The following is a 24,013-nucleotide window of genomic DNA, read 5'->3' as shown; positions in this document are numbered from 1 at the left end:
CTGGGGCGTATGAACACTTCCCTCCGGGACCTGGCCCCCGGCGCCCTCGGCATGGTGCTGGTCGGCAGCAGCGTCACCGTCTCGCGGTCCCTGGTCCACGCCCCGCTGTTCGCCACGCAGGCCGTCCGCTACGCGGCCGCAACCCTGCTCCTGCTCGCGCTCGCCCGGGCCGCCCGGGTGCCGGTACTGCGTCCGCGCGGCCGCGAGTGGCTCTGGCTGGCCGGGATCGCGGCGACCGGTCTCGTCCTGTTCAACGTGGCCGTCGTCCGCGGTGTCGCGCATGCCGAACCGGCCGTGATCGCCGTCGCGGTGGCCTCCGTACCGGTCCTCCTCGGCGTGATGGGGCCGCTGCTGGAGCGCCGCAGCCCCAGTCGCCGGGTCCTGCTGGCGGCTCCCGTGGTCGTGGCCGGGGCCGTACTGGTGGAGGGGACGGGCCGCACCGACGCCGCCGGGGTGGCCTGGGCCGCGCTCGCGCTGGCCTGTGAGGCCGCCTTCACCCTGCTGGCCGTGCCGGTGCTGCGGCGGCACGGGCCGTGGGGGGTGTCGGTGCACGCGGTGTGGCTGGGGGCCGTGATGCTGGGGGTGCTGACGCTGCTCACCGAGCACCCGTCCGATCTGTTGGGCGTCGGACCGGCCCAGTGGGCGGCTGCCGGGTACCTCGCCGTCATGGTGACCGCGGTGGCCTTCCTCCTCTGGTACCGCACGGTGGCCGCCGTGGGCGCCGGCCGGGCCGGGCTGCTGACCGGGGTCGCGCCGCTCGCCGCCGCCGCCATCGGCGCGCTCTGCGGCGGCGGGGTCCCAGACCCGCCGGTGTGGCTGGGCCTGGTCGTGGTGGTCGCCGGACTGGCCGCCGGGCTCCGTGAGCCGCGGCCCCTTCCCCGGCCCGTACGGACGCAGCCGCTGCCACGGCCGCAGAAGGGACGGACGCCCGCGTCCCCTTGAGGGCCCCGGGCCCGGTGGATCACACCCGCAGATGCCGACGCCCCCGCACAGCCAGGCGGCTCGGCCTGGTCTGCCTCGGCGTCGGGGTACATGAGGGCCTGCTGCCGGTTCGGGCCCCGGGCCCCGGACCACCACGTCGCGGTGGTCGGCCCCGGGCCGCAGGCCGGTAGGGAGGAGCGCTTCGTGGACTTCTCGGGGCCGCAGCGTGGAGGCGTACGCCGATCTCGGCTACGTGCCGCTGGGCGGGACCGAGGGGGTGCGGCACGCCGTCGACGGGATCGTCCCGGCGGCCCGGCGCGGCGGCCCGCTGCTGGAGGTGGAGGCCGCCGCGGCCGTGCACGGACTGCTCGTCGCGCTGCGCCACGCACGCGCCGGGGTGTCCCCGCACGGCGACGCGGTGACGCGGCCCGGCTCGGGATGCCCCTGCCCGAGCTGCGCGGGGCCGTACGGCGCAGGATCAGGCTGGACCGGGCGAAGGAGCTGCTGGCCCGGACCGACCTGTCGGTCGCCGGGGCGGCCCGGCGGGTCGGTTGCGAGGATCCGGCGTACTTCAGCGGGCTGTTCAGCCGTCGGGTGGGCACGGCGCCCGTCCGGTTCCGCCAACAGCAGTCGGCGCCCCAGCCGACGGCGGCACGGCCGACGGCTCGGCCCCGACCTCAGGGCAGGTAGCCGCCGTTCAGCTCCGCGGCCGAGGTCCAGGGGGTGCCGCCCATCTCCCTCGTGGCCCTGAGCTTGACGTGGCGGGCGGTCCTGGCGGGAACGAGACGTCCTGCCGGACGGTGGCGTTCGCGAAGGTGCCGGTGGCGGCGGACGTCCCCCCGTTCGACCCGTCGTAGGAGGTGAACACCTGGTGCCGGGTCAGGCAGCGGAGCGCCCGGCGCGTCCAGATCGCATCGGCGGTGGCGGCGTACCGCTCGGTGGGCCAGTTGGTCGCGGCGTCGCCGTCCAGCACGTTGGCCGCGCTGCCGCTTTCGCCGGAGGTCTCCCGGCTGTCGACGGCCTTCATCTCATCTGCGCCTGCGGCACGAGGAGTTCGCCGCCGTCGACCGGCCCGAGGTCGGCACGACCGGGACCGCGGCTGCGGTCGTCCGGAGGGGGTTCGCATCGGGCTTGCGGGAGTCGGCTCTTCCTTCGCGGACGACCGCACGACACGCAGGCCCATGGACGAAGCGCAGCCCCGTCCTGGACTTACCTGGTGGGCGAGGGGTTCAGGAGGAGGCGGGGGCGATCACGACGGCCGTCCCGTACGCGCACACTTCGGTCCCGACGTCGGCGGCGTCGGTCACGTCGAACCGCATCATCAGGACGGCGTTCGCGCCGCGGGCCTTCGCCGCTTCGATGAGCCGCTCCATCGCCTGGTTGCGGGTCTCCACCAGGGTCTTGGTCAGACCCTTCAGCTCGCCGCCGATCATCGACTTCAGGCCCGCGCCGATCTGGCTGCCGAGGTGGCGGGAGCGGACGGTGAGGCCGAAGACCTCACCGATGACCTGCTCGACCCGGTAGCCGGGAACGTCGTTCGTCGTCACGACCAGCACGCCGGTCTGTTGGGCCCCCGGGCCACCGCTGTAGTCATCGATACCCATGGACCCACTGTGGCGGCGGCTCCGGACCCGCGCATCCGGAGGACGCCGCGATCCGGCCGCCCGGGGGATCAGGACGGCCGGACGGCGGCACGCCTACCCGGCGCCGGTGCCGGCAACGGCGGTGAACTGCCGTCTCGCCCCGAGGATCAGGTCGACGCTCTCGTCCTCGGGGGCCGCCGCGGTGCGCAGGTCGCCGAGGGCGTTGCGGTAGTCGTCGAGGGCCCGAGGCCTGGTCACGTAGTTCGCACCGTTGATGTGCTCCACGTACGCGACCTCGGTGTGCTGCCCGTCATGGAACCCCAGGTGGGTGATCGGGTAGGGCGGTGTGGTCCCGTACGCGCGGACCATCGGCAGGATGCGGATGTTCACCTTGCCGCTGTCGCCGACGCGCAGCAGGTGGGTCAGCTGCTCGTCCATCACTGCCGCGTTCCCGCAGCGCCGGTGCAGCACGCCTTCCTCCAGCAGGGCGGTCACCCGGGGCAGCGGGCCGTCCAGCAGCCGCAGCTGCCGTTCGGTGCGCAGTTCGACGACCCGGTCGACCTCCACGCGGTCGGCGCCGGGCATGACCGCCCGCACCATGTGGCGGGCGTAGGCGCGGGTCTGGAGGATGCCGGGGACGACGAGGTTCTCGTAGACGCAGATGTCCTCCGCGTCGCCCTCCAGCTTGATCAGGCGCTTGAGGAAGTCGGGTGTGACATCGCTGAACTGCTCGTACCACTCGCAGTCCTGGGCGTGTTCCAGGAGCCGTTCGATCGCCCGCATCCCGTCGGCGTCGACGGCGTAGTGCCGGGCGAGGTCCCGTACGTCGCGCGGTTTCGGCGGGCTCTCGCCGCGCTCCAGGCGGCTCATCTTCGACACCGAGGCGCGGATGACGGGCGCGACCTGGCGCAGCGTGAGGCCGCGGGCCTCGCGGCACCTGCGCAGTTCCTGTCCCAGCAGCCGCAGCTCGGGGAGGGCGGACACGGGAACTCCCCCGTCATCCGGCCAGATGGTCGAACTCCGCATGTTTGGCGCCGTCGAGGAACGCCCCGATCTCGGCGGCCGTGAACACCAGCGCCGGCCCGTCCGGGAAGCGCGAATTGCGCACGGCCACGTCACCACCCGCCAGGGCGGCCACCTCCACGCAGTTGCCGTTGCCCACGCTGGCAGCGCTCTTGACCCACACCGCGCCGGGAATCTCGCTCGCCACCACGCCGTTCTTCGTCTGCATGACCGGGCCCCTCCTCGTCGGACGTGCAGGTTCGTGCGGTCCCCGGTGGGACGGCACGCCAAGCACCGACAGAAATGCTAGCCAGATGTACGGGCCACGGGAGTCCCTCGAACGGGTGCCTCGACGGTGCGGTGCCCGCGATGCCGCCGTGGTCCGCCTCCGGATCCGAGGGGTACTGATTGGGCATTTCGGGCTAAACGACGGTGAGTCACCAGGGCTGTTCGACGCGCCCTCGCCATAGTCGACCGTGGCAGCCGAGTGGCTGCCGCCCCGGCCCGCGGCACACCGCGGCCGGGCGGATGTCTTCGTAGAGGAGCCTGCACATGCAGAAGCCCACCAGGACCATCCTCGCTCTCGCCGCCGGAAGCCTGGTGCTCGGCTCGGTCGGCGCGGGCGCCGCCTTCGCGGACGACGGTCCGAAGGCCGACACGCCGTCGCAGGAGCTCGTCGTCCTCGAACCGGAGAACGACCAGTCCAGCACCTACCAGGGCGAGAAGTACACGGTCGGCAAGGTCGTCTCGCGCGGCCCGCTGAGGATCCGCAGCAAGCCGACCACCCGCTCGGAGCCCGTGGGGCTGGTGAAGCCGGACCACAAGGTCGCGATCGTGTGCAAGGTGCGCGGCGAGTGGGTCGACGGCAACAACCTCTGGTACCTCCTCCACGTCAAGAAGGAGCACGACGGCGCGGAGACCGACGGACAGCAGCCCATGAACGAGCTGGGGGCCTCGTACGACGAGGACCGCAACGCCATGGACGAGCATGACGGGAAAGACCCGAAGGACGGCAAGGACGGTAGGGACGGGAAGGACGGCAAGGACGGGAAGGACGGCAAGGAGGGGAAGCAGGGGAAGCAGGCCTGGATCACGGCCCGCTACGTGAAGAACCTGGACTACGTGAAGTGGTGCGACTGACCTTCCGGGCCCCGCACCGGCCGGTCACTCCCCCGGCCGGTCCGCCGGACGTACGGTACGCGGCCCCAGGCACTGCGCCCCGTACGCCCGGACCCGCTCGCGCAGTTCCCGGTCCGCCGTGACCACGATGCAGCCGCGCTCCGCGTAGGAGGCGGCCAGTTCCACGATCCGGTCGTCACCGCTCCCGGGCGCCGGGTCCACCCGTACTCCGGGCACGGACTCGACGCCCCGGGCGGCGCCCTCGACGACCAGGACGATCTCCTCGATCTCCCCGGCCGCCCCGGCCGCCCCGCCGCCGAGCGGGTCCCGCCGCGCGAGGCGGTCGCGCAGCCGCTCGGCCGCGCCCCGCCGGTCCCGCCACCAGCCGTCCGGTACGGAGCCCACGACGTTCGCGGCGTCCACGATCAACACGGTCATGACCCCAGTATGGGCAGGACGACCTAGAAGACGACCTAGAAGTCGCCGTAGTTGACCTGCCAGGTCGGCAGGCCCATCCGGCGCCACACCGCGACCACCCGGTCCCGGTCGTCCAGCGACACTCGCACCGCGTACCGGTGGCGCACGTGCGCGTCGAACAGCTCCGCCTTTACGACGTCGTCGCGGCGCGTGTCGCCGAGCGGGCGCATCCACAGCTCGTCGTACGGGACCCCGTGCCGGCTCAACCACGCCTCCGTCTGCGGCCGGTGCTCCTCGCCGCGGCCGGACAGCAGCACGATCGTGTCGCCGTCGGCGCGCCGGAAGGCGTCCAGCGCGTACCGCACCGGCTCGTTCAGCGCGTCGATCTCGCAGCGCGAGAAGTCGTACGGGCTGCGGTCGCCGGTCAGCGCGAGCGTGCCGTCGATGTCGCACATCACCGCCGAGGGCAGCGCCGGGTCCGGCACGTACGGCTCGACCGTGGGCTGGTCGTTCAGCCACTCCGCGGTGAGCCGCCAGCCGCCCTTCTTGGCGTTCGTCCGCTTGTCGTTCAATATCCGGATGATCTCTTCGCCGACCGGCCGCTCCCGTGCGGCGTCGCGGCGCAGGCACTCCTCCACCGGAACGTCGGTGAAATCGTGCACGACGAAGGTCGCGCGTCCGGCGACCGCCGCCTTGAGCCGCTTGGGGATGCGGGAGGTCAGGTGCGTGTTGTCGACGACCACGTCGAAGCCGTCGTCGACGGCCGCGCGGACGGCCGCGTCCTGGACGGCCAGGACGGTCTGCTCGTGCCGGTACGAGCGGCCGCGCTCCGGGTCGGGCAGGTCGAGCATGGCTCGCAGGTCGTCCAGGTTGACGCGGCGCATCCGGCCCGCGGCCTCGGCCTGCAGGGCGCGCGCGGCCGTCGTCTTCCCCGAGGCCGGCAACCCCGTCATGACGTGGACGACGGGGCGTGCGGGTTCTTCGGACACTGGTCAGTGCTCCTCATCGGTCGTGAAGGGGTCAGACGCTTCCGGCCGCACGTCCCGCCATACGACGAGCTCGGTGGACCGGCCGTCCAGGCGCAGGAACATCGCGGCACGGATCCATCGGTCGGGCAGGGCCTTCGCGGCGCGCGCGAACGCGGCCCGGTCGCCCGCCAGATGGGCGAGTCCGGCGTAGGCCTCGTCGATGGCGCGCTCGCGCTGCGCCGCCGCGTCCTCCAGACGTGCGACCACCTCGCGGACCCAGGTGTCGAACTCGTCCGGCACCTGCTCCAGCAGCTCTTCGAGCGGCTTGCCCGCCGAGGCCTCGATGTCGGCGACCGTGCAGTTCAGCCCCTGCGCCAGTTCCTTGGCGGGCAGGCCGGCGAACCGTTCGATGCCGTGGCTGCGCCAGATGTCCCGCTCGGAGACACCCGTGACCAGCCGGTGCAGTCGTACGTACTCGGACAGCTTGGCCTTCGCGCGGACGCCGGAGGCGAACCGCAGGACGAAGCCCTCGGCGTCGGTGCCGGCCGCACTCTCACCGCCGGGCAGCGTGTTCGAGTCGGCCAGGGCCATCAGCTCGGCGAGCGGCATCGCGGGCCACACCGTGACGACGGAGCCGATGCCCTGCCAGTGGAGCGCGGCCCGGGCGAGCGGCACCTCGGTGCCGTCCAGGCCGAACGCGGCGAGGAGCACCAGGTCTCGGCGGTCGCCGTAGTCGACGACGATACGGTTCTGCGGATACAGGACCTCCGCGAGGTAGGTCACGCCGGGCACGAGTGCCGAGGTGTCCCGACCGTCGAGGTGGCGCTGGCCCCAGGTGGCCTGGGTGCTGATGAAGGACCCCTTGGACGCGACGCGCCAGCTGCCCGCGTAGTGGAAGACCACCGCGAGGCTGCCGTCGACCTTGTCGTACACCTCGAACGGCTCGTCGGGCAGGGCCGGTGCGTAGGGCCGGCCGGCCTCGTGCTCACCGACGTTGAAGAACTTCGGCAGGGGCAGCGCGACGACGGCGCCGGTGGCGTCGTCGGCGACGAGTCCGCGGCAGCGCATCGTCACCCGGTTCCAGACGTGCTCGTACTGCGCCGTCCGCGTGTACGTGTAGATGGACAGCGGAAGTTCGGGGTGTGACTTGCGGGTCACGTGCCCGGCGTCGATGGCGGCCGCCAGCTCCTGCTGCGGGAGCAGGTCGTGCAGCGTCGGGTAGGCCTGGCTCTGGCCCATGGGTTCCTCCCGGTTCGAGATGGCTCATTCTCGCTTGCGGGAGGGGCGGCCCGGTACCGAATTATCGCTGGTCCGAAGGGGTCTGGGCGAGCCGGTTGATGTCCTGGGGGCGCAAGATCCGCGTGCGGACCCCGGCTTCGGGCGTCGCGACGGCGATCATCGCGCGGCCCAGGGCCTCGGTGGTGGTGACGAGGTTCGGCGCGAAGCGGCGCAGCAGCGGGAAGAGCGGTGCGGTCAGCAGGTATCCGGCGCGGTAGAGGAACGTTTTGGACGGCATGCCGCGGACGGGCTGCACGAGGCCGGGGCGGAACATGTAGGCCTGGAACGGTAGCCGGAGCAGGTCGTTCTCCGTCTCCCCCTTGACGCGGGCCCACATGGAACGGCCCTGCTCGGTGCTGTCCGTTCCCTCCCCGGAGACGTAGGCGAAGGTCAGCCGGGGATTGGCGGCGGCGAGCGGGCGGGCCGCGGCGAGGGTGAGGTCGTGCGTGATGCGCCGGTACTGCTGCTCCTTCATGCCGACGGCGGAGACGCCGAGGCAGAAGAAGCAGGCGTCGTACGAGCCCAGGTCCAGGTCCGGGCCGCGGAGGTCGGACGGGTCGTCCTGGATGAGCTCGCGCAGCTTGGGGTGGGAGACCCCGAGCGGGGTGCGGCCGATCGACAGGACGGCCGTGACGGAGTCGTCGCGCAGGCACTCCCGCAGAACACCCCGGCCGATCATTCCGGTTCCGCCGAAGAGGATGACGTTCACGTACGCATCTTATGGCCGGTTCTAGTGCGAGATGCAGAGCTCGTTGCCTTCCGGATCGGCGAGCGTGGTCCAGGTGAAGGGGCCCTGGCTGCCCTCGTGCAGGCGCCGGGCACCCTTGGCGATCAAGCGTTCGACGACGTCCTGGGGGTCGTCGGCGCCGGTGCGGACGTCCAGGTGGACGCGGTTCTTGACCGTCTTCGGCTCGGGGACGAGCTGGAAGAGCACGCGCGGCGCGCGCTCGATGCCTTCGGGGTGGCGGATGGCGGCGCCGGCCTTCCAGACGAGGGCTCCCCGGTGCGTGGTGGTGTCGTCCTCGCCCGCCTGGCCTTCGGCGATCATCTTGCGGATGAACTCCTCCTCGGTCCGCTCCACTTCCCAGCCGAGGGCGGCGGCCCACCAGTCGGCGAGCGGATGCGGGTCGGCGGAGTCGACGGTCACCTGGAACGTGTATGCCATGGGGCGACCCTACTCCGGGTCGTTCGGCCGGAGCCGATGTCACGGCGGGTACGGTTCATGCCTATGTCCCATTTCGGAACGGGGTTGGCGCATGGAACTCGGCCACGTGGGGCGGGTGGTCATCGCCGATGACGAGCCCGTCGTCCGCAGGGCTCTGCGGACGTCCGTCGAGTCGACGGGGGAATTCCACGTGGTGGCCGAAGCCGCCGACGGACACGAGGCAGTGGAGGCCGTACGGGCGCACCTGCCGGACATCCTGCTGCTGGACGTCCGGATGCCGCGGATGAACGGGGTGGAGGCGACGGCTGCGTTGCGCGCGCCGCGGTCCGGGGCGGACGGGGGGTCGGACGCGGGGGCGGGCGCGGGGGCGGATTCCGGGGCGGAAGCCGCTGCCGCCGCGCACATCGTCGTCACGACGGGCTTCGGGCTCGCCCCGGACGTGGAGCAGGCCCTGGCCCTCGGCGCGGACGCCTTCCTGGCCAAGGACACCCCCCGTGAGGAGCTGCTGGCCGCCCTGCGGGCGGTGCGGGAGGGGGACGCCGTGCTGTCGCCGCAGGTGTTGCGGCAGGTCCTGGACGCGCTGCGCACACCGGCCTCCGCCGAGCGCCGCCAGGCGCGGGCGCGCCTGGACGTGCTGCCGCCGCGGGAGGCCGAGGTGCTGGGCATGGTCGCCGCGGGGCTGTCGAACCGGGAGATCGCGGAGCGGCTGCACGGCGCGGAGGGCTCGGTGAAGGCGCTGGTCGGCCGGATGCTGGCCGAGTCGGGCGCCGCGAACCGGCTGGAGCTCGCGATGCTGGCCCGTACCGCGGGCTCCGGGGCGCAGGGTCCGCCGCGGTGACGGGCGCCCCCGCGCGGCGCGGCGTCCTGCGGCCGCTGGCCGCGCTGCTCTTCCCGCCGGAGGCGCAGGGCGGCCACGGGCCGCACGGGGTGCTGCCGGCGCTGCTGATCGCGCTGACGTTCGTGAGCGGGGTGGTCGACGCGGTGAGCTTCCTCGGGCTCGGCCACGTCTTCGTCGCCAACATGACCGGCAACGTGGTCTTCCTGGGTTTCGCGCTCGCCGGGGACCGCTCGCTGTCGGCCGCGGCTTCGCTGCTGGCGGTCGGCGCCTTCCTGGCCGGCGCCCTGGCCGCCGGGCGGCTGCGCCGCGGCGGGGAGCCGGAGCGGATGTTCGCTCCGCTGGTGGCGGCGCAGGCCGTGCTGGTGGGCGGGGCGCTCGCCCTGACGGCGGGCGGGGCCACGGCACTGGCGGTGGTGGCGCTGCTCGCGCTGGGCATGGGCCTGCAGAACGCCGTCGTGCTCCGGCTGGCCGTGCCCGACCTGACCACGACCGTCGTCACCCGGACGCTGACGGGCCTGGCCGCCGAGCCGTGGGACCGCACCGCCGTCCGACGGCTGGTGTCGGTGGCGGTGCTGTTCTGCGGGGCCCTGGCGGGCGGGCTGCTGACGCTGCGCCACGGATCCCGCTGGGCCCTGGCGCTGGCGCTGGCCCTGCTCGTGTGGATCGCCCTGGCGGCCGCGCTGACCACCCCCGGCCGCCGCGGCCCCGCGGCGGGTTAGGGCGTATCCGCGAAGGAACGCCGACCGCCCGAAGGGGAGACCCGCGGCGTTCCCCCGCCTACCGCTGGGAGGTGCCCCCGGGCGCCGTGCATCGCAAGGCGGAGGGCGACCGCGTACCGGACGTACTCGGGCGCCCCGACAACGCAGCGAGGTGCGGCACAAGGCCCCGCAGGGCAGGCGGGACTTTGACGACAGGCCTAGGGCTGTCGGCGGCCCGGGTGGGTGGCGAGGACCGTGAAGGTCAGCAGCCAGGCGCCGGCGGCGATCCAGAGGAGCACCTCGCCCAGCGGGCTCAGCCATCCGACTCCGGTGGGGGCGGACGCCGAAAGGCAGGCGACCGCCGTCATCCCGAGGGGGAAGACGGTGGCCCAGCGTCGGATGTCGTAGTGCGGCCGCCACTGGCGCAGCTCGGCGGCGAGCAGCAGCGCGTACCAGCCGAGGGACAGGACGAGCGTCACGAGCGTGGCCCAGCGCAGCGCGGTGTGCGCCGAACCGGTCCATACGGGTGATGCCGTGAGCTTGGATGCGGCCAGGGCGGAGATGGCCAACGCGCCGCCGGCCACCCAGTGGTCGCCCGCGCCCCGCACCACCTCGCGGAAGTCGAAGTGGACGAGGGCCACCGCGTACAGCAGCAGGCCGAGGCAGAAGGCGCCCAGGGCCGCTTTGGGCGAGCCAGTCGTGGTGGAGGGCGGCGGCCAGGGTCGCCGCCAGGACGGCGAGCCCCTCCGTGGCCACGCAGACGAGGAACACGGCCCCGGGCATCCGCCGTTTCCAGTTCCGGATGACGGCGAGCAGCAGCCAGGGCCACAGCACCGTCGCCAGGGCGAGCAGGACGGCGGCGAGGGTCTGCCAGCCCAGCTGGGAGAGCCGGGTGCCGAGGACGGTCGTGGCGGCGACGCCGGTCAGGGCGGCCGGGGTGTCGGCCTCGGCCCGGAAGCGGCCCCGGTCGGCCACGAGCCGCTCGACGAAGGCGGCGGCGAGTACGAGCCACAGTGCGGCGGCGAGGACCAGCGCGGCCAGGGACAGCACTTCGCGCCCGATCAGGTGCATGCCGACGGAGAGGATGCCGGCGGCCATGACGGCGGCGCCCGCGGCCGGTGAGAGTCCCGACCACAAGGGGCGGCCGGGCAGGGGGAACACCTGCTTCACCCTGCCAGCGGACACCGTTCGGCCGCCGCCCGCGAGCGCGGTGGGCCACCCGGCCCACACAGCCGCCGGCACCGGTCGGGCGGTGCCCGTGCCTTGACTTCCCCGGGTCCCTGCCCGACCCTCGGCGCTCATGGGACAGCTGGACGGCAAGGTCGCGGTGATCACGGGCGGTTCGGCGGGCATCGGGCTGGCGACGGCGCACCGGTTCGTACGGGAGGGTGCGCGGGTGTTCGTCACCGGGCGCCGGGAGGCCGAACTCGCCTCGGCGGTGAAGGAGTTGGGCGGCAACGCGATCGGGGTGCCCGGTGACGTCACCCGGGCGGCGGACCTCGACCGGCTGTACGCCTCGGTCGGGGCCGAGGGCAGGGCGATCGATGTCCTGGTGACCAACGCGGGCGGCGGAAAGGCGGGCGGGGTCGCCGAGTTCACCGAGGAGCACTTCGACTTCGTTTCGGACCTGAACTTCCGCGCGACGTTCTTCACCGTGCAGCGGGCGCTGCCACTGTTCGGGGCGAGCGGTTCGGTGATCCTGGTCGGCTCGACGGCCGGCTCGGCCGGGTCGACCCGGTTCGGCGTGTACGGCGCCACGAAGGCGGCCGTACGGTCAATGGCGCGCAGCATGGCGCTGGAGCTCGCGGGGCGCGGCATCCGCGTGAACGCGCTGAGTCCGGGCCCGATCGACACGCCCGCGCTGGCGCGGGCGCCCGCCGCCATCCTGGAGGAGGTCACCTCCGGGGTGCCGATGGGACGCACCGGTCGTCCGGAGGAAGTGGCCGCGGCGGCGCTGTTCCTCGCCTCGGAGGAGAGCAGTTACATCACGGGCATCGAACTGTTCGTGGACGGCGGTGCCGCCCAGGTCTGACCCGCGGCGTCAGCCCGGGGCCCCGGGCTCCGGGCGGGCCTCCGTCAGGGTGAACAGCGCTCCGCCGGGGTCGCGCAGGGTGACCCAGCGGTCGGTGACGCTGGACATGATCGTCGACAGCGTGGTGCCGCCGGCGGCGGTGGCCGCCTCGATGGCCTCGTCGAGTTCCGGGACGCGGAAGTACACGTGCCAGCGGGGCCTGGTCTCCGGTGCGTGCGCCGCGACCTCGGTGATCCCGCCGTTCAGGCGGGCGACGGGCTCGCCCGCCTGCCGCAGGACGACCTGGTCGTCCTCGTAGGAGACCTCGCAGCACCCCGGGCGGCCCGTGGCCCACTCCAGCACCTCGCCGTAGAAGATCGCCGCTTCGAAGGCGTCCCGCGTCCGCAGCTCCAGCCAGGCCGGCGCCGGGCCGTGGCCCACGCGCCAGTCGCCCGAGACCCCGCCCGCCCAGATGCCGAAGACCGCACCGTCGCGGTCGGCGACCAGTGCGCCACGGCCGCCGGAGGGGAAGGAGACCGGGCCGACGGCGACGGTGCCGCTGCGTTCGCGGATCCGGTCCGCGCTCACGTCGGCGTCATCGACGGCGAAGTACGGGGTCCACGCGGCGGCGACGGGAAGGTCCGCGGTGAGCGCACCGATCCCTGCCACGGGCACGCCGTCGAGTTGGGCGACGGTCCAGCCCTCGCCCAGCCGGGCGGCCCGGAACTTCCAGCCGAGGACGGCGCCGTAGAACTGCTGGGTCCCTTGGAGATCGCGGGCCATCAGGCTGACCCAGCACGGCGCGCCGAACACCTCCCTCGTAGAAATCTCCACCGCTCACGCTCCGTCCGTCGTCCCGCCCCATCGTCGCGTCCGGTCCCTCGCACCGCACCTCGGCGGGCGGCGGGCCGGCCCGGTCAGCGGCCTGCCGCTGCGCCCCGTCCGGTGATCAGATCGGCGAGGGCCGACATGCCGCCGTCCGCCAGGACCTTGCGCTGCCGGTCCGCGGGCGTGCCCGTCTGGAGGAGCCGGTGCAGCAGGGAACCCACCTCGCGCTGGTCCCCGGCCTCCTCCAGTGCGGGCGTGATGTACCGCATCAGCAGCCACAGCACGTCGCCGGCGCTGCGCTGGTGGCCCTGCGGGTCGACCAGGGTGCTCTCCAGGCCGTGCCGGGCCGCGTGCCACATGGCCGCGTTGAGCAGCTCGGGCGAGCACTCGGGGGGTGCCACCCCCGCCTTCTCCTCGGCGATCGCGGTGCTGACCAGCGCCCGGACGATCCCGGTGAGCAGCACCGCGTCTGCGGCGTCCAGCTGCACGTCCAGGCACCGCACCTCCAAGGTGGGGTAGCGGTCGGACAGCCTGGCCTGCCAGTAGATCTGGCCCCGGTCGGCGATCACCCCCGCCTCCAGGAGCGCCTCGATGCGCTCCTCGTAGTCGGCGAGCGTACGGAAGTACGGCGGCGGGCCGCTGACGGGCCAGCGGCCGAACACGATCGTGCGCCAGCTCGCGAATCCGGTGTCGCACCCCTCCCACACCGGCGAGTTCGCCGACATGGCGAGCAGCGTCGGCAGCCAGACGCGCAGCCGGTTCAGGGCCGCCACGCCCGTTTCCCGGTCGGGCACCGCCACGTGGACGTGCATGCCGTTGATCAACTGTTCGTCGACGAGGCGGCAGGCCTCCTCGCGCATCTTGAGGTAGCGCGGCTTGCGGGTGACCGGGACCGGCTCCGCATCTCGCAGCGGGGCCGTGGCGGAGGTGCCGAGGCGGCAGCCGTACGCCTCGGCCGCGGAGCCGACCGCGTGCCGCAGCCGCAGGAGGTGGCCGGCGACCTCGTCCAGTTGCGTACAGACCGGGGTGGCGACCTCGATCTGGGCCTGGAGCAGCTCGTTCTGCACTTCGCCTGCGTCGACCCACGGCCCGAGGCCGGCCGCGGCCCGCACTTCCTCCGCCCGGGACACGGGCAGATGGGTGACGGGATCCAGCAGGACGTACTCTTCCTCAACCCCGACCGTGATCATGTCGCGCCGGACTCCTGCCTCGATCGCCGCGGCCGTCGCGGTCTCCTGGGTGCCCTCGGACGCCGCCGGAAAGACGATGCGCACCAGGTTCACCTCCTCGGGTTCTCAAGGCCCCGCCACGACCGGCGCCGGTCCCGTCCGCGGTCCCGCGGGCCCTGCTCCTGCCCGGCCGGGGCCGTCTCATGCAGCAGAGGCGGTCCCGCCGTTGGGGCGGGGCGTTCACCGTTCCTTCGGGCGAATCTGACTCCGGGTGCGTGGGGTCTCCGCTCCAGCGTGGCAGTTCACAGGGGATTGCACCCATCGGGCCATCGGCAGAGGCGGTACATGACCAGGCGATCCGCAGGCCGGCCGGGGTCGCGCCCGGCCGGGGCGCGTACGGGGGCACCGGCCGGCCGGGTGGCCGCCCGCCGCGCCCGGGCCCGCGGCCGCCATCCGGGCGGCAAGCCCGTCGACAAGCCGTGGGTGTCCTCCGTTTCCCCGCTGCTGCGCACGGCCGCGGAGTACTCCTGGCGGCTGCTGGTGGTCGGCGCGGTCGTGTACACGGTGTTCATGGTGCTGGGGCGGTTCCACGAGGTCGGGGTGGCCGTCTTCCTCGGGCTCGTGGTGGCCGCGCTACTGCGTCCGGTGGCGGGTCTGCTGGCCCGGTGGATGCCCCGCGCACTCGCGGTGGCGTGCGTGCTCGTCGGCAGCATCGTGCTCGCGCTGGGTGCGCTCGCGTTCGTCGGGGAGACGGTGGCCGCGGAGTGGAACTCGCTGGTGGCGGAGTTCCGCGTGGGGCTGGACCGGCTCCAGCCGTTGCTGGAGCGGCCGCCGCTGCGGCTGAGCCCGCACGCCCTGGGCGACGTACGGGACCGGATCGGCTCGTACCTCTCCAGCCATCGCGCGAGCCTGCTCAGCACGGCCGTGAGCGGCGCCGGGCGGCTGGTGCAGGCCCTGACCGTGGTGGCGCTGTCGCTGTTCTGCTCGGTGTTCTTCATCTATTCGGGTGACCGGCAGTGGCAATGGCTGTGCTCCCAGTTCCCGCAGGGCGCCCAGCAGCGCATCGCGATCGCCGGACGGGCCGCGTGGCGGACGTTCACCGGGTACACCCGGGGCATCGTGCTCGTCGCCGCGACCAATGCCGTCCTGGTGGGCATCGCGCTGTACGCCCTGGGCGTCCCGCTGGCGGTGCCGCTCGCCCTGCTGGAGTTCTTCGCCGCTTTCATCCCGCTGATCGGGTCTCCGGTCGCCCTCGCAGTGGCCGTCGTCGTCGCGCTGGCCGCCAAGGGACCGCTGATCGCCGCTCTCGTCGTCGCCCTGATCGTGATCATCGGTCAGATCGAGGGGCACCTGCTGCACCCGATGCTGATGAGCTGGGCGGTGCAGCTGCACCCGATGGTCGTGGCCCTGTCGGTGGTCGCGGGTGCGATTGCCGCGGGCGTGCTGGGCGCGGTGGTCGCGGTGCCGCTGGTCTCGGTCGTGTGGGCGGTCCGACAGGCCCTGCGGTCCCCGGAGGCAGGCCCCTGAGCTGCGTTTTCACCGTCGGACGGCTTTATGTGGTGCGGAAGGGGGTATATCGCTGTGGACAGCTCACGAGACGGCCGCACCGTGTTGGGTCGGCGCGACCACCCGTCGGAGGAGCAGGAACCCAGATGCCGTTGCCGTATACACACATCACCGAAGGCATTCCGCAGGACACGCTGAGTGTGAGCACCGGCGAAGCCCGGGCGCTGTCGGGGGCGCTCTTCCACCGGCTCCGGGCCCTCGAAGAGGGCAGCGCGGGGTACTCCTACGTGCGCAACACCCTCGTCGAGCTCAATCTGAGCCTGGTGAAGTACGCCGCCCGCCGGTTCCGCGGCCGCAGCGAGCCGATGGAGGACATCGTCCAGGTCGGCACGATCGGCCTGATCAAGGCGATCAACCGGTTCGACCCGGAGCGCGGGGTGGAGTTCACCACCTTCGCGATGCCGACGATCGTCGGCGAGATCAAGCGGTTCTTCCGCGACACCAGCTGGGCCGTCAAGGTCCCCCGTCGGCTCCAGGAGCTGAGGATCGACGCCGCCAAGGCGCACGACGCGCTGGAGCAGGACCTCGGCCGCGAGCCCACGGACACCGAGCTGGCGGGGCGGCTGAACGTCACGCCCGAGGAGCTCGTGGAGGGGCAGAAGGCGGCACACGCGTACTCCGCACGCTCCCTGGACGCACCGGCGCAGGAGGACGGCGACCGGAACGCGTACGCCGACCGGCCCTCACTCGGCGAGGAGGAAGCGGCGTACGACACGATCGAGTGTCTGGAGTCGCTCAAACCGCTCCTGGCCGAGTTGCCCGCGCGCGAGCGCACCCTGCTCTCGCTGCGCTTCGGCGACGGGCTGACGCAGTCGGAGATCGGGGAACGGCTGGGACTCTCGCAGATGCACGTCTCTCGGCTGCTCAACCGGACGCTGGGCGCCTTGCGGGTGAGCCTGCTGGAGGATCCGCAACCACAGCCGTGACCGGGGCCGCGCGACGGCTCGGCCGGGACTTCCGCGGAACCGGCGGCCGCCGGCGACGGGGGTGCTCGGGGCTCCCGTCGCCGACGTGGGGCCGGTCCCACCGGTCCCCTACGATCCGATGGCCTGCCCGAAGGCGAAGACGCCGTCCGGGTCCACGCGCTTCTTGATCTCCACGAGCCTCGGATAGTTGGCGCCGTAGTACGCGGTGCGCCAGTCCGGCAGATCCGGGTCGATGAAGTTCTGGTAGGAGCCCTCCCCCACGTACGGCGCGAGGGCTTCCCGCAGTCCCGCCAGCCAGCGCAGGTTCGCCTCCACGGTGGCGGGGCCGTCGTGCCCGGCCCAGGAGGTGTCCATGCTGACCAGGAACTGTGCGTCCCGGTGGACGAACGCGGTGTCGGCCGGGTCCACCCGGTTGATCGCTCCGCCCCAGGTGTAGAGGGCCAGGCCGCAGCCGTCCGGGTTGCCGCTGCCCGGCCGGCGGGCGAGCCGGGACAGCACGGCGGCCACGCCCTCCTCGGGCAGCGGCTCGGCGGCGAAGTTCGTCCGTACGGCGAACGCCCCGGCGGACGTCTCGTGCAGGAGGTAGTCCTTGGCCTCCCAGAAGGTGCGGTCGGCGATGTCCCGGCGCGCGGGCGGGGCCGCCGCGAGCACCGGCGCGAGGAGCTCGCGCAGCTCGCTCGCGGGGCCGAGGTGCAGTCCGACAGCCGACACCACGGGCTCGTGTCCGTCGGCCGCGCTGACGCCGAGGCGGACCGAGAACGCGTCGGGGGCGTGCCGCGCGGCCTCCTGCACCGCCGCGAAGGCCGCGGGGGCGGCCGCTGCTTCCCACAGCAGCAGACAGGTGGAGACGTCCGGGACCGCGGTGGCCTGGAAGGTGAAGGACAAGTTGATGCCGAAGTTCCCCCCTCCGCCGCCGCGGCAGGCCCAGAACAGGTCCGGATTCTGCTGCGCGTCGCAGGTCAACACCTGTCCGTCGGCGGTCATGAGGGTGGTCCGTACGAGGGCGTCCGCGGTGAGTCCCAGCGTGCGCGAGGTGGCGGCCGAGCCGCCGCCGAGGGTGAGGCCGGCGATGCCGACCGAGGCGCCGTTGCCCAGCGCGAACGCCATCTCGTGGGGTTGGATCGCGGCGTAGACGTCGGCCATCAGGGCCCCGCCGCCGGCCGTGACGAGCCCGGTGGAACCGTCGGCGGACACGGTGTCCAGCGCGCCGAGGTCGATGACGAGGCCGGTGTTGACGGAGTAGCCCGCGTAGCTGTGGCCACCGCTGCGGGCGACGAGTGCGACTCCCGTGTCGCGGGCCCATCCGAGGGCGTGCCCCACGTCGGCGTGGTCGGCCACGGACACGACGCCGGCCGGCGTGGTGGACGCGTAGCGGGTGTTGAACGGGGAGCCGGCCGCGCGGAAGCCGGCGTCGCCGGGCCGCAGTACGCGACCCGTCACCGTCTTCTCCAGTCGCCGCCAGTCCGCCCCGGACGCGCCGTTCACCGCACCTCCTCGATGTAGGAGATCCCGGTCGCGGCGTGCGGGCCGTACCGCTCCCAGACCTCCCGCAGCCGCAGGCGGCCGTCCTCGGCGACCTCGGGCGTGTTGACGGTGTGTCCGCAGACCACCTCGCCGGTCGCGAACACGAGGGTGTAGCCCATGGAGAGGGTGCCGTCGGGCGTGCAGGTGCCGACGGTCCAGCCGCGCCGCACCTCGCCGCCGAGCACCTCTCCCCAGACCAGGTCGCCCTGCTGGTGGTAGACGGCGACGGTACGGAGGTCGCCCTGCGGTTTGCGGAACCTGCGGCCGTCGTAGTCGATCACGAGGCCCCGCCCCGGTCCGCGAGGAACTCGGCCGCCATGTCACGGCCCCACCAGATCGCGTAGTAGGAGAAGTCCTCGTCGCACTCGTTGACGATGTGGTGCTCGACCCCGCCCTTCATCAGCGCGATGTCCCCCGCCGCGAGCTGCCAGCGCCGGCCGTTGCAGACCACCTCGGCGCGGCCGGCCATGGCGATGAACATCTCGCGTTCGTGGTGGGCATGCGCCTCCGTCACGTCGCCCGGGCGCAGGACGCACCACGCGCCGCGGAACGGCGTTTCGAGCCCCGGCCACGGATGCAGCAGCTTGAGGTCCAGGCCGTGTTCCCGGAGCAGGTGGTCCGGCTCCGCTGTGCGTATGTCCACGTCGGGCTGTTCCTGGTCGGTCAACGTTCCGCTCCGATCGGCGTCTCTGCATTCCGGCATTCCGGCATTCCGGCATCCGATATTCGGGCATTCCGGCGAGGGGCGACTTCGATCAGGCTAGACGCATTCGGCTCCCTTTCGACAGGGGAATTGTTCCCCTGTCGAAGGGGAATCTGCCGCACGGGAGGCCGTACGGAGATATCGGTGGGATCAGCCGTGCCCCAGACCCGCGTCCCGGGCGAGCACGATGGCCTGGGCCCGGTCGGCCACGCCGAGTTTTCCGAATATCGCGGAGACGCGGTTGCTGATGGTCTTCGATGCGAGCACGAGCTCTCGGGCGATGGCCGCATTCGACTTGCCGGCGGCGATGCGCTCCAGGACGTCCCGTTCCCGGTTGGTCAACTGCGGGAAGGGGTAGTAGTACCGCCCGGTCGGCGCCGGGCCCATCAGGGCCCCCAGCCGATTGGCGATCGACTTGTCGACGATGCCCTCACCGGCCGCGACGGCCTGGATGCCGCGCAGGATCTGGTCCGCGTCGGCCCGTTTGAAGAGATAGCCGCGTGCACCGGCCTGGAGCGCCGCGGTGACGACCCGGTCGTCGTCGACCGCGCTGAAGACCAGGATGCCCGTCTCGGGCCATAATCCCAGCACCTTGGATATCACCCGCGTTCCGGCGCGTTCGTCCATGAGCGGGTCGACCACGAGGACGTCCGGCCGGCAGCGCGCGGTTTCCGCGATCACCTCGTCCGCCGTCGCGGCCTCGCCGACGACGCGCACCCCGCCGGACCGCTCCAGGACGGAGCGGACGCCGTGGCGGATCGCGGGCTGCGCGTCGGCGAGCACGACGGTGACGGTGGCGCGCGGTCTGGCGACGACCGCGAGATCGCCGTCCGGCCGCCGGCCCGCGAACTCCCTTTGAGCCTCACCGTGCGACGAGAGCGGCCAGAGCAACCCCTTGATGTTTGCTGTCTGATGCATTTATACCTTCCCCCCGAGTCGATCTTTTACGGCGGCACAGGTCGACCGGCCGACACCAGAATGGTGCAGAGGGCAGTCTTACCGCAACGGTCAGGGGGATATCCGCACGGCGCGATAATCATGTAGCCAACGACATTCACATCCGGCCACGTCAGTTTTCGGCGGACTCTGCCACTCCTACCTCTTGCGCTTGACGGAGAATTGCTTCCCGGTCCCGCCAATGCGCCCAGAATGCTCCGGTGTACCCGAGTCCGCTGAGACTGGTCAGAAACGGATTGTCCGCGTAGTTGTTGTCGTGCTCACTGGATCCTGCCAGCGTCGGCAGCATGACCCGGTGGTGCTCGGAGGGGTCGACGAGCTCCCAGAGCAGTTCCACGGACCGGCTCCACCGTCCGGAGGGGTCCTTGATCGTTTCCGCGTCCTCAAGAAGATCCGGTGAAAAGTAGCAGACGAGGCGGAAGTTGCCCGACGCGTCGAACATGAACTGGCGCTCGTACTCGACCGGGCCCGAGCACTTGGCCAGCGGTTTCAACACGATCGGCTCGGTGGCCGTGTTCGACTGGAGTCCGGGCACCGTCCGCACCCCGTCGCACTGTTCCGCGATCGCGATGCCGAGCGGGGTGTGGGGGAAGAGCCGAAGCCCCAGCGAGAAGCCGGTCACGGTGGCGTTCAGCGCCATGAACGCCTCGACGCATTCGCGCATCGTCCGGTGCGTCTCGCCCGGCATGCCGAACAGCGCCTCGACCATGGTCATGATGCCGTTGGCGTGGCACAGCCGGACCAGGTTCTCGGTGTCGGCGAAGGAGTAGTAGGTGGTCCCCTTCCCGGTGACCTTCCAGCCGTCCAGCATGTCCGCGCGCACGTGGTCGGAGCCGACGTTCACCCCGCGGCAGCCGGCGGCCGCGAGCAGCCCGGCGAACTCCTCGTCGAACGGCGACGGCTGGCAGTACACCCACAGTCGCAGTTCGTTCAGCGGGTTGCCGGAGTCGGCGTGTTTGCGCCGGACGATCTCGCGCAGCAGCGCCTTCGCGTGGGATATGGACAGGTTGAACTCGCTGTCGGTGGTGTGCTGGTCGAGGATTCCCTGCGCGGCGAGCGACTGCATCTCGTCGACCACGGCGGCGACGTCGCGCCGGCCGAACCGGGTGCCCTTGGCGTCCGGCTCCACGCAGTGCGAACAGCGGTAGGTGCAGCCGTTCTTGGTGAGGATGCCGGCCAGCCCGCCGCGCTGGTAGTACAGCAGGTTGTCCACCTTGTGGGGCGAGCCGGAGCGCCGCAGGTAGGTCCCGGCCCGGTCCACCTGCCACACCCGGTCCTCGAACTGCCCGGCGACCGGCGCGGGCGCGGTGCGCCGGGGCGTCAGGGCGAGCGCCGGCGGCGGTACGCGGGTGACCCCGTCCTCGGTGTTGCGCAGGAGGCCTGACACGGTGCCGGTATCGCGTCCGGTGGCCAGTGCGTCGGCGAGGTCGCAGATGATCTGCTCGCCGGGGCCCTTCACACCGAAGTCGATGCCGAAGTAGTCGACCAGCGCGAAGGGCATCGAGGAGAAGCCGATGCCGCCACCGACGATCGGCGCGTCGGTCAGCCGCCTGATCTCGGTGATGATCTCCTTGTGCTCTCCGATGAAGGGGCGCTGCTCGAAGGCGTAGACCGTGTCGGTGTTGCGGATGGTGACGCCCACGAGCAGGGGGCTGCGCGCCCCGAGGTACTCGCAGAGGTACGACTTCCAGTCCTCCCGGTGAAACGTGAGGTCGACCACCTCGACCTCGAAGTCGGCGGCCTCCAGCGAGGTGGTGAGCACGTCGAGCGCGTAGGGCGCTATCGGCGGGTGCACCTTGTTGGGGTTGACCAATAACACAAGGCCTCTGCCCATCGGTTGGTTCCTCCCTTACTTGACGATGCCGAGGCAGATGCCGAATTCGGGCTTCGAGCCGAGCAGGTACGCGCCGGCCGACTGGAGGATGCGGTCCTGTGCGGTGGCGTGCTGGCACATGGTGGTGGTGTCGCGCATCCAGCGCTCCATCGGCGAGGACTGGTGGATCGACCAGGTCTGGAGCAGGTCGAAGAGCCTGCTGACGATCGACCGCGAGGTGCGGAAGGCGTGCACCCAGGCGATCGGCGACGCGGCGCGCTCCTCGGGAGAGAGGTCGTCCAGGGTGCCCCCGGCGGCCAGCACCTCCCACTGGCGCTGCTGGCTCCCGTACACCCCGTGACGGGTGGCGAGGAAGTCCGCCTCGCATTCGGCTAGCGTGACCTGGGTGCGGAAATGGTCCTTCCACGCCACGCCGGTCATCCGGTCGACCCGGGTCCGGCCGATCTCCCGCGCGTGGTCCAGCGCAGCTCGGGCCACCCCGAGCGCCACGCCGCACATGCTGCGCGTGAACGCGTCCGGCTGGGCGAGCGGGCCGGGCCGGCCCCGTACCTTGCCGAAGCTGTACGTGTGCTCCTCGGGGACGAAGACGTCGGCCATCGTGTAGTCGCAACTGCCGGTGCCGCGCATCCCCATGGTGTGCCAGTCGTCGATGACCTCCACCTGGGCCCGGGGCACCAGGAACTGCCGGGACTCGTGCGGATTGCTGCCGTCCAGGCTCGCGTACGGCTTGCCGTCCTGGTAGACGAACGCACCCGACGTCACCCAGTCGCAATGGGTGATCCCGCTGCCGAACGCCCAGCGGCCGGAGAGCCGGAAACCTCCCGGTACCCGCTCGGCGTGACCCGTCGGCTGCAGCAGCCCGGCCATGATGGTGTCCGGGGTCGGGAAGACCTCCTTGGCCACCCTCTCGTCGAGGAAGGCGCTGAAGATGCCGCCGCTCGCGCCCATCACCGCGCACCAGGCCGCGGAGGCGTCCCCGTGCGCCAGCGTCTCGACGACCCGGGTCTGCTCCATCGTGGTCAGGGCCAGGCCACCCAGTTCCCGGCCGAAGGCCATCCGGAACACCCCGGCGTCGCGCAGCATGTCCACCACGTCCGCCGGCAGCCTCCGCGCCCGTTCGATCTCCGCCGACCGCTCCCGCAGCAGCGGCGCCAGTTCCTTCGCACGGGCGAGGAGCTCCGCCGCGGTGGCGGGCACCGCGGCCCCCGGGGTCCCGGTCATGGTCATGTGATCGCCTTTCACTTGGCCCTACTTGACGATGCCGAGGCTCATCCGGAACTTGGGCGGCCTGCCCAGCAGGTAGGCGCCGCCGGATTCGAGGATCAGGTCCGAGGCGGCGACGTGCTGGCACATGGTCGCGGTGTCCCGCATCCAGCGGTCCATCGGCGAGGACCGGTTGATCGACCAGGCCTGGAGCAGGTCGTAGAGCCGGTTCACGATCGCCCGCGAGGTGCGGAAGGCGTGCACCCAGGCGAGCGAGGACGCGGCCCGCTCGGTGGCCGTGAGGTCGTCGAGGGTGCCGCCTCCCGCCAGTACGTCCCAGTGCCGCTGCGAGCTGCTGTAGACGCCGCTGCGGGCGGCGTTGAACTCCGCCTCGCATTCGGCGAGGGTGACCTGCACGCGGAAGAGGTCCGCCCACGGCGTGTTGGTCATCTTGTCCACCCGGGTGAGCGCGGTCTCGCGGGCGTGGTCCAGTGCGGCCCGGGCCACCCCGAGCGGTACCGCGCACAGGCTGCGCATGAAGGAGTCGGGCTGGGCGATCGGAGTGTCGGTCCGGCCCCGCACCTTGTAGAAGGTGTAGGTGTGTTCCTCGGGCACGAACACGTCGGTGATCGTGTAGTCGCTGCTCCCACTGCCGCACAGGCCGGTGGTGTCCCAGTTCCCGACGACCTCGACCTCGTGGGCCGGTACCAGGAACTGGCGCGATGCGTGTGCATTGCTTCCGTCCGGGCTCGCCCACGGCTTGCCGTCCTGGTAGATGAACGCCCCGGAGGTCACCCAGTCGGCATGGGTGATCCCGCTGCCGAACGACCACCGGCCCGTCAGCCGGAAACCGCCGGGTACCCGCTCGGCGTGCCCGGCGGGTGCGATCAGCCCGGCGGTGATCATGTCCGGGCTCGGGAACACCTCCTTGACCACGGCGGGGTCCAGGAAGTTGCTGATCGCCCCGGTCATCGCGCCGATCGCCGCGCACCAGCCTGCGGAGGCGTCCCCGTAGGCCAGCGTCTCCACGACCTCGGCCTGCTGCATCGACGTCAGCTCGGGACCACCCCACTCGGGCCCGAAGCACATCCGGAACACTCCGGTGCCGCGCAGCATCTCCACGACCTCCGCGGGGAGTTGCTGGGCCCGTTCGATCTCCGCCGACCGCTCCCGCAGCCGCGGAGCCAGAGCCTTGGCCCGCTCCAGGATCTCTTCCGCGGTCGTGGGTGCTCCGGTGCCCGGGTTCCGGGTCGTGCTCATGCGTTCCCCCTCGGGTGATGGTGTGCTGCGTGCTGCCGTCTTC

At 72.2% G+C, this 24,013-nt stretch carries 25 protein-coding genes and 2 pseudogenes; 8 read left to right on the top strand and 19 right to left on the bottom strand.

Annotated features, from left to right (window positions below):
* Positions 1 to 9: 9 nt before the first annotated feature.
* Positions 10 to 942, top strand: coding sequence for a DMT family transporter (locus OHA65_RS34145; RefSeq protein WP_327279990.1), 933 nt, complete (start codon positions 10 to 12; stop codon positions 940 to 942).
* Positions 939 to 1,611 (top strand): annotated as a pseudogene (locus OHA65_RS34140) (helix-turn-helix domain-containing protein). The gene OHA65_RS34145 and the pseudogene OHA65_RS34140 overlap by 4 nt, the downstream one beginning before the upstream one ends.
* A 7-nt stretch (positions 1,612 to 1,618) precedes the next feature.
* Here OHA65_RS34140 and OHA65_RS34135 read toward each other — a convergent pair.
* The 4 genes from OHA65_RS34135 to OHA65_RS34120 form a co-directional block, all read right to left on the bottom strand.
* Positions 1,619 to 1,948, bottom strand: coding sequence for a hypothetical protein (locus OHA65_RS34135; RefSeq protein ID WP_327279989.1), 330 nt, complete (start codon positions 1,946 to 1,948; stop codon positions 1,619 to 1,621).
* 202 nt (positions 1,949 to 2,150) lie between these two features.
* Entirely contained in the window at positions 2,151 to 2,525 is a 375-nt protein-coding gene (locus OHA65_RS34130) for a YbjQ family protein (RefSeq protein WP_327279988.1), read from the bottom strand.
* A 93-nt stretch (positions 2,526 to 2,618) separates the two neighbouring features.
* Positions 2,619 to 3,488 (bottom strand): helix-turn-helix transcriptional regulator, encoded by an 870-nt coding sequence (locus OHA65_RS34125; protein WP_328764590.1) that lies wholly within the window; start codon positions 3,486 to 3,488, stop codon positions 2,619 to 2,621.
* Positions 3,489 to 3,501: 13 nt separating this feature from the next.
* Positions 3,502 to 3,735 carry a DUF397 domain-containing protein gene (locus OHA65_RS34120; protein WP_328764589.1) on the bottom strand — a complete coding sequence of 78 codons (234 nt, stop codon included), beginning with the start codon at positions 3,733 to 3,735 and terminating at the stop codon, positions 3,502 to 3,504.
* A gap of 323 nt (positions 3,736 to 4,058) precedes the next feature.
* Between OHA65_RS34120 and OHA65_RS34115 the strand changes: the two genes are divergently transcribed.
* Positions 4,059 to 4,646, top strand: a complete 588-nt coding sequence (locus tag OHA65_RS34115) for a hypothetical protein (RefSeq protein WP_405758259.1) — start codon at positions 4,059 to 4,061, stop codon at positions 4,644 to 4,646.
* A 24-nt stretch (positions 4,647 to 4,670) separates the two neighbouring features.
* On the opposite strand, the gene OHA65_RS34110 is transcribed toward OHA65_RS34115, so the two are convergent.
* From OHA65_RS34110 to OHA65_RS34090, 5 genes are all read right to left on the bottom strand, one after another.
* Positions 4,671 to 5,063 carry an NTP pyrophosphohydrolase gene (locus tag OHA65_RS34110; protein ID WP_328764587.1) on the bottom strand — a complete coding sequence of 131 codons (393 nt, stop codon included), beginning with the start codon at positions 5,061 to 5,063 and terminating at the stop codon, positions 4,671 to 4,673.
* A gap of 35 nt (positions 5,064 to 5,098) precedes the next feature.
* Entirely contained in the window at positions 5,099 to 6,031 is a 933-nt protein-coding gene (locus OHA65_RS34105; RefSeq protein ID WP_327279983.1) for an AAA family ATPase, read from the bottom strand.
* Between the two features lie 3 nt (positions 6,032 to 6,034).
* The gene (locus OHA65_RS34100; protein WP_327279982.1) at positions 6,035 to 7,249 is read right to left on the bottom strand and encodes an RNA ligase; all 1,215 of its coding nucleotides are present in this window, start codon (positions 7,247 to 7,249) and stop codon (positions 6,035 to 6,037) included.
* Between the two features lie 61 nt (positions 7,250 to 7,310).
* Positions 7,311 to 7,997 carry an epimerase gene (locus tag OHA65_RS34095; RefSeq protein ID WP_328764585.1) on the bottom strand — a complete coding sequence of 229 codons (687 nt, stop codon included), beginning with the start codon at positions 7,995 to 7,997 and terminating at the stop codon, positions 7,311 to 7,313.
* Positions 7,998 to 8,018: 21 nt separating this feature from the next.
* Positions 8,019 to 8,453, bottom strand: coding sequence for a VOC family protein (locus OHA65_RS34090; protein WP_327279980.1), 435 nt, complete (start codon positions 8,451 to 8,453; stop codon positions 8,019 to 8,021).
* 91 nt (positions 8,454 to 8,544) lie between these two features.
* On the opposite strand from OHA65_RS34090, the gene OHA65_RS34085 reads away from it, so the two are divergent.
* Together OHA65_RS34085 and OHA65_RS34080 are read left to right on the top strand one after the other, a co-directional pair.
* Positions 8,545 to 9,291, top strand: coding sequence for a response regulator (locus OHA65_RS34085; RefSeq protein ID WP_405763161.1), 747 nt, complete (start codon positions 8,545 to 8,547; stop codon positions 9,289 to 9,291).
* A complete protein-coding gene (locus OHA65_RS34080) occupies positions 9,288 to 10,010 on the top strand; it encodes a YoaK family protein (protein WP_327279978.1) in 723 nt (240 codons plus the stop codon). Before OHA65_RS34085 ends, OHA65_RS34080 begins: the two co-directional genes overlap by 4 nt.
* A gap of 197 nt (positions 10,011 to 10,207) precedes the next feature.
* On the opposite strand, the pseudogene OHA65_RS34075 reads toward OHA65_RS34080, so the two are convergent.
* Positions 10,208 to 11,087: pseudogene (locus OHA65_RS34075) on the bottom strand (tellurite resistance/C4-dicarboxylate transporter family protein).
* Between the two features lie 202 nt (positions 11,088 to 11,289).
* On the opposite strand from OHA65_RS34075, the gene OHA65_RS34070 reads away from it, so the two are divergent.
* A complete protein-coding gene (locus OHA65_RS34070) occupies positions 11,290 to 12,021 on the top strand; it encodes a glucose 1-dehydrogenase (RefSeq protein ID WP_329315452.1) in 732 nt (243 codons plus the stop codon).
* 9 nt (positions 12,022 to 12,030) lie between these two features.
* Here OHA65_RS34070 and OHA65_RS34065 read toward each other — a convergent pair whose 3' ends face one another.
* Positions 12,031 to 12,783 carry a VOC family protein gene (locus OHA65_RS34065; protein WP_327285886.1) on the bottom strand — a complete coding sequence of 251 codons (753 nt, stop codon included), beginning with the start codon at positions 12,781 to 12,783 and terminating at the stop codon, positions 12,031 to 12,033.
* Between the two features lie 134 nt (positions 12,784 to 12,917).
* A complete protein-coding gene (locus OHA65_RS34060) occupies positions 12,918 to 14,018 on the bottom strand; it encodes a glutamate--cysteine ligase (RefSeq protein ID WP_327285885.1) in 1,101 nt (366 codons plus the stop codon).
* Positions 14,019 to 14,342: 324 nt separating this feature from the next.
* Between OHA65_RS34060 and OHA65_RS34055 the strand changes: the two genes are divergently transcribed.
* Entirely contained in the window at positions 14,343 to 15,524 is a 1,182-nt protein-coding gene (locus tag OHA65_RS34055) for an AI-2E family transporter (protein ID WP_405763159.1), read from the top strand.
* A gap of 125 nt (positions 15,525 to 15,649) precedes the next feature.
* Complete coding sequence (locus tag OHA65_RS34050) at positions 15,650 to 16,489, top strand: RNA polymerase sigma factor SigF (protein ID WP_327279975.1); 840 nt, start codon at positions 15,650 to 15,652, stop codon at positions 16,487 to 16,489.
* Positions 16,490 to 16,597: 108 nt separating this feature from the next.
* On the opposite strand, the gene OHA65_RS34045 is transcribed toward OHA65_RS34050, so the two are convergent.
* The 7 genes from OHA65_RS34045 to OHA65_RS34015 all read right to left on the bottom strand — a co-directional run bounded on the left by OHA65_RS34045 (position 16,598) and on the right by OHA65_RS34015 (position 23,970).
* Positions 16,598 to 17,974 (bottom strand): FAD-binding oxidoreductase, encoded by a 1,377-nt coding sequence (locus tag OHA65_RS34045; protein ID WP_328764581.1) that lies wholly within the window; start codon positions 17,972 to 17,974, stop codon positions 16,598 to 16,600.
* Entirely contained in the window at positions 17,971 to 18,294 is a 324-nt protein-coding gene (locus OHA65_RS34040) for a hypothetical protein (RefSeq protein WP_327279973.1), read from the bottom strand. Before OHA65_RS34040 ends, OHA65_RS34045 begins: the two co-directional genes overlap by 4 nt.
* The gene (locus OHA65_RS34035; protein WP_328764580.1) at positions 18,291 to 18,656 is read right to left on the bottom strand and encodes a cupin domain-containing protein; all 366 of its coding nucleotides are present in this window, start codon (positions 18,654 to 18,656) and stop codon (positions 18,291 to 18,293) included. Before OHA65_RS34035 ends, OHA65_RS34040 begins: the two co-directional genes overlap by 4 nt.
* A gap of 210 nt (positions 18,657 to 18,866) precedes the next feature.
* The gene (locus OHA65_RS34030; protein ID WP_327279971.1) at positions 18,867 to 19,634 is read right to left on the bottom strand and encodes a response regulator transcription factor; all 768 of its coding nucleotides are present in this window, start codon (positions 19,632 to 19,634) and stop codon (positions 18,867 to 18,869) included.
* A gap of 151 nt (positions 19,635 to 19,785) precedes the next feature.
* Complete coding sequence (gene tsrT / locus OHA65_RS34025; protein WP_328764578.1) at positions 19,786 to 21,507, bottom strand: tryptophan 2-C-methyltransferase; 1,722 nt, start codon at positions 21,505 to 21,507, stop codon at positions 19,786 to 19,788.
* A 15-nt stretch (positions 21,508 to 21,522) separates the two neighbouring features.
* Positions 21,523 to 22,734, bottom strand: coding sequence for an acyl-CoA dehydrogenase family protein (locus OHA65_RS34020; protein WP_405758246.1), 1,212 nt, complete (start codon positions 22,732 to 22,734; stop codon positions 21,523 to 21,525).
* Between the two features lie 21 nt (positions 22,735 to 22,755).
* On the bottom strand, positions 22,756 to 23,970 hold the full coding sequence (locus OHA65_RS34015; protein ID WP_405763157.1) for an acyl-CoA dehydrogenase family protein: 1,215 nt from the start codon (positions 23,968 to 23,970) through the stop codon (positions 22,756 to 22,758).
* Positions 23,971 to 24,013: the final 43 nt, after the last annotated feature.

The organism is Streptomyces sp. NBC_00045 (assembly GCF_045041095.1).
Lineage (GTDB): Bacteria > Actinomycetota > Actinomycetes > Streptomycetales > Streptomycetaceae > Streptomyces.
The sequence above is the reverse complement of the archived record's forward strand: the minus strand, read 5'-3'. Positions and strand labels throughout refer to the sequence as shown.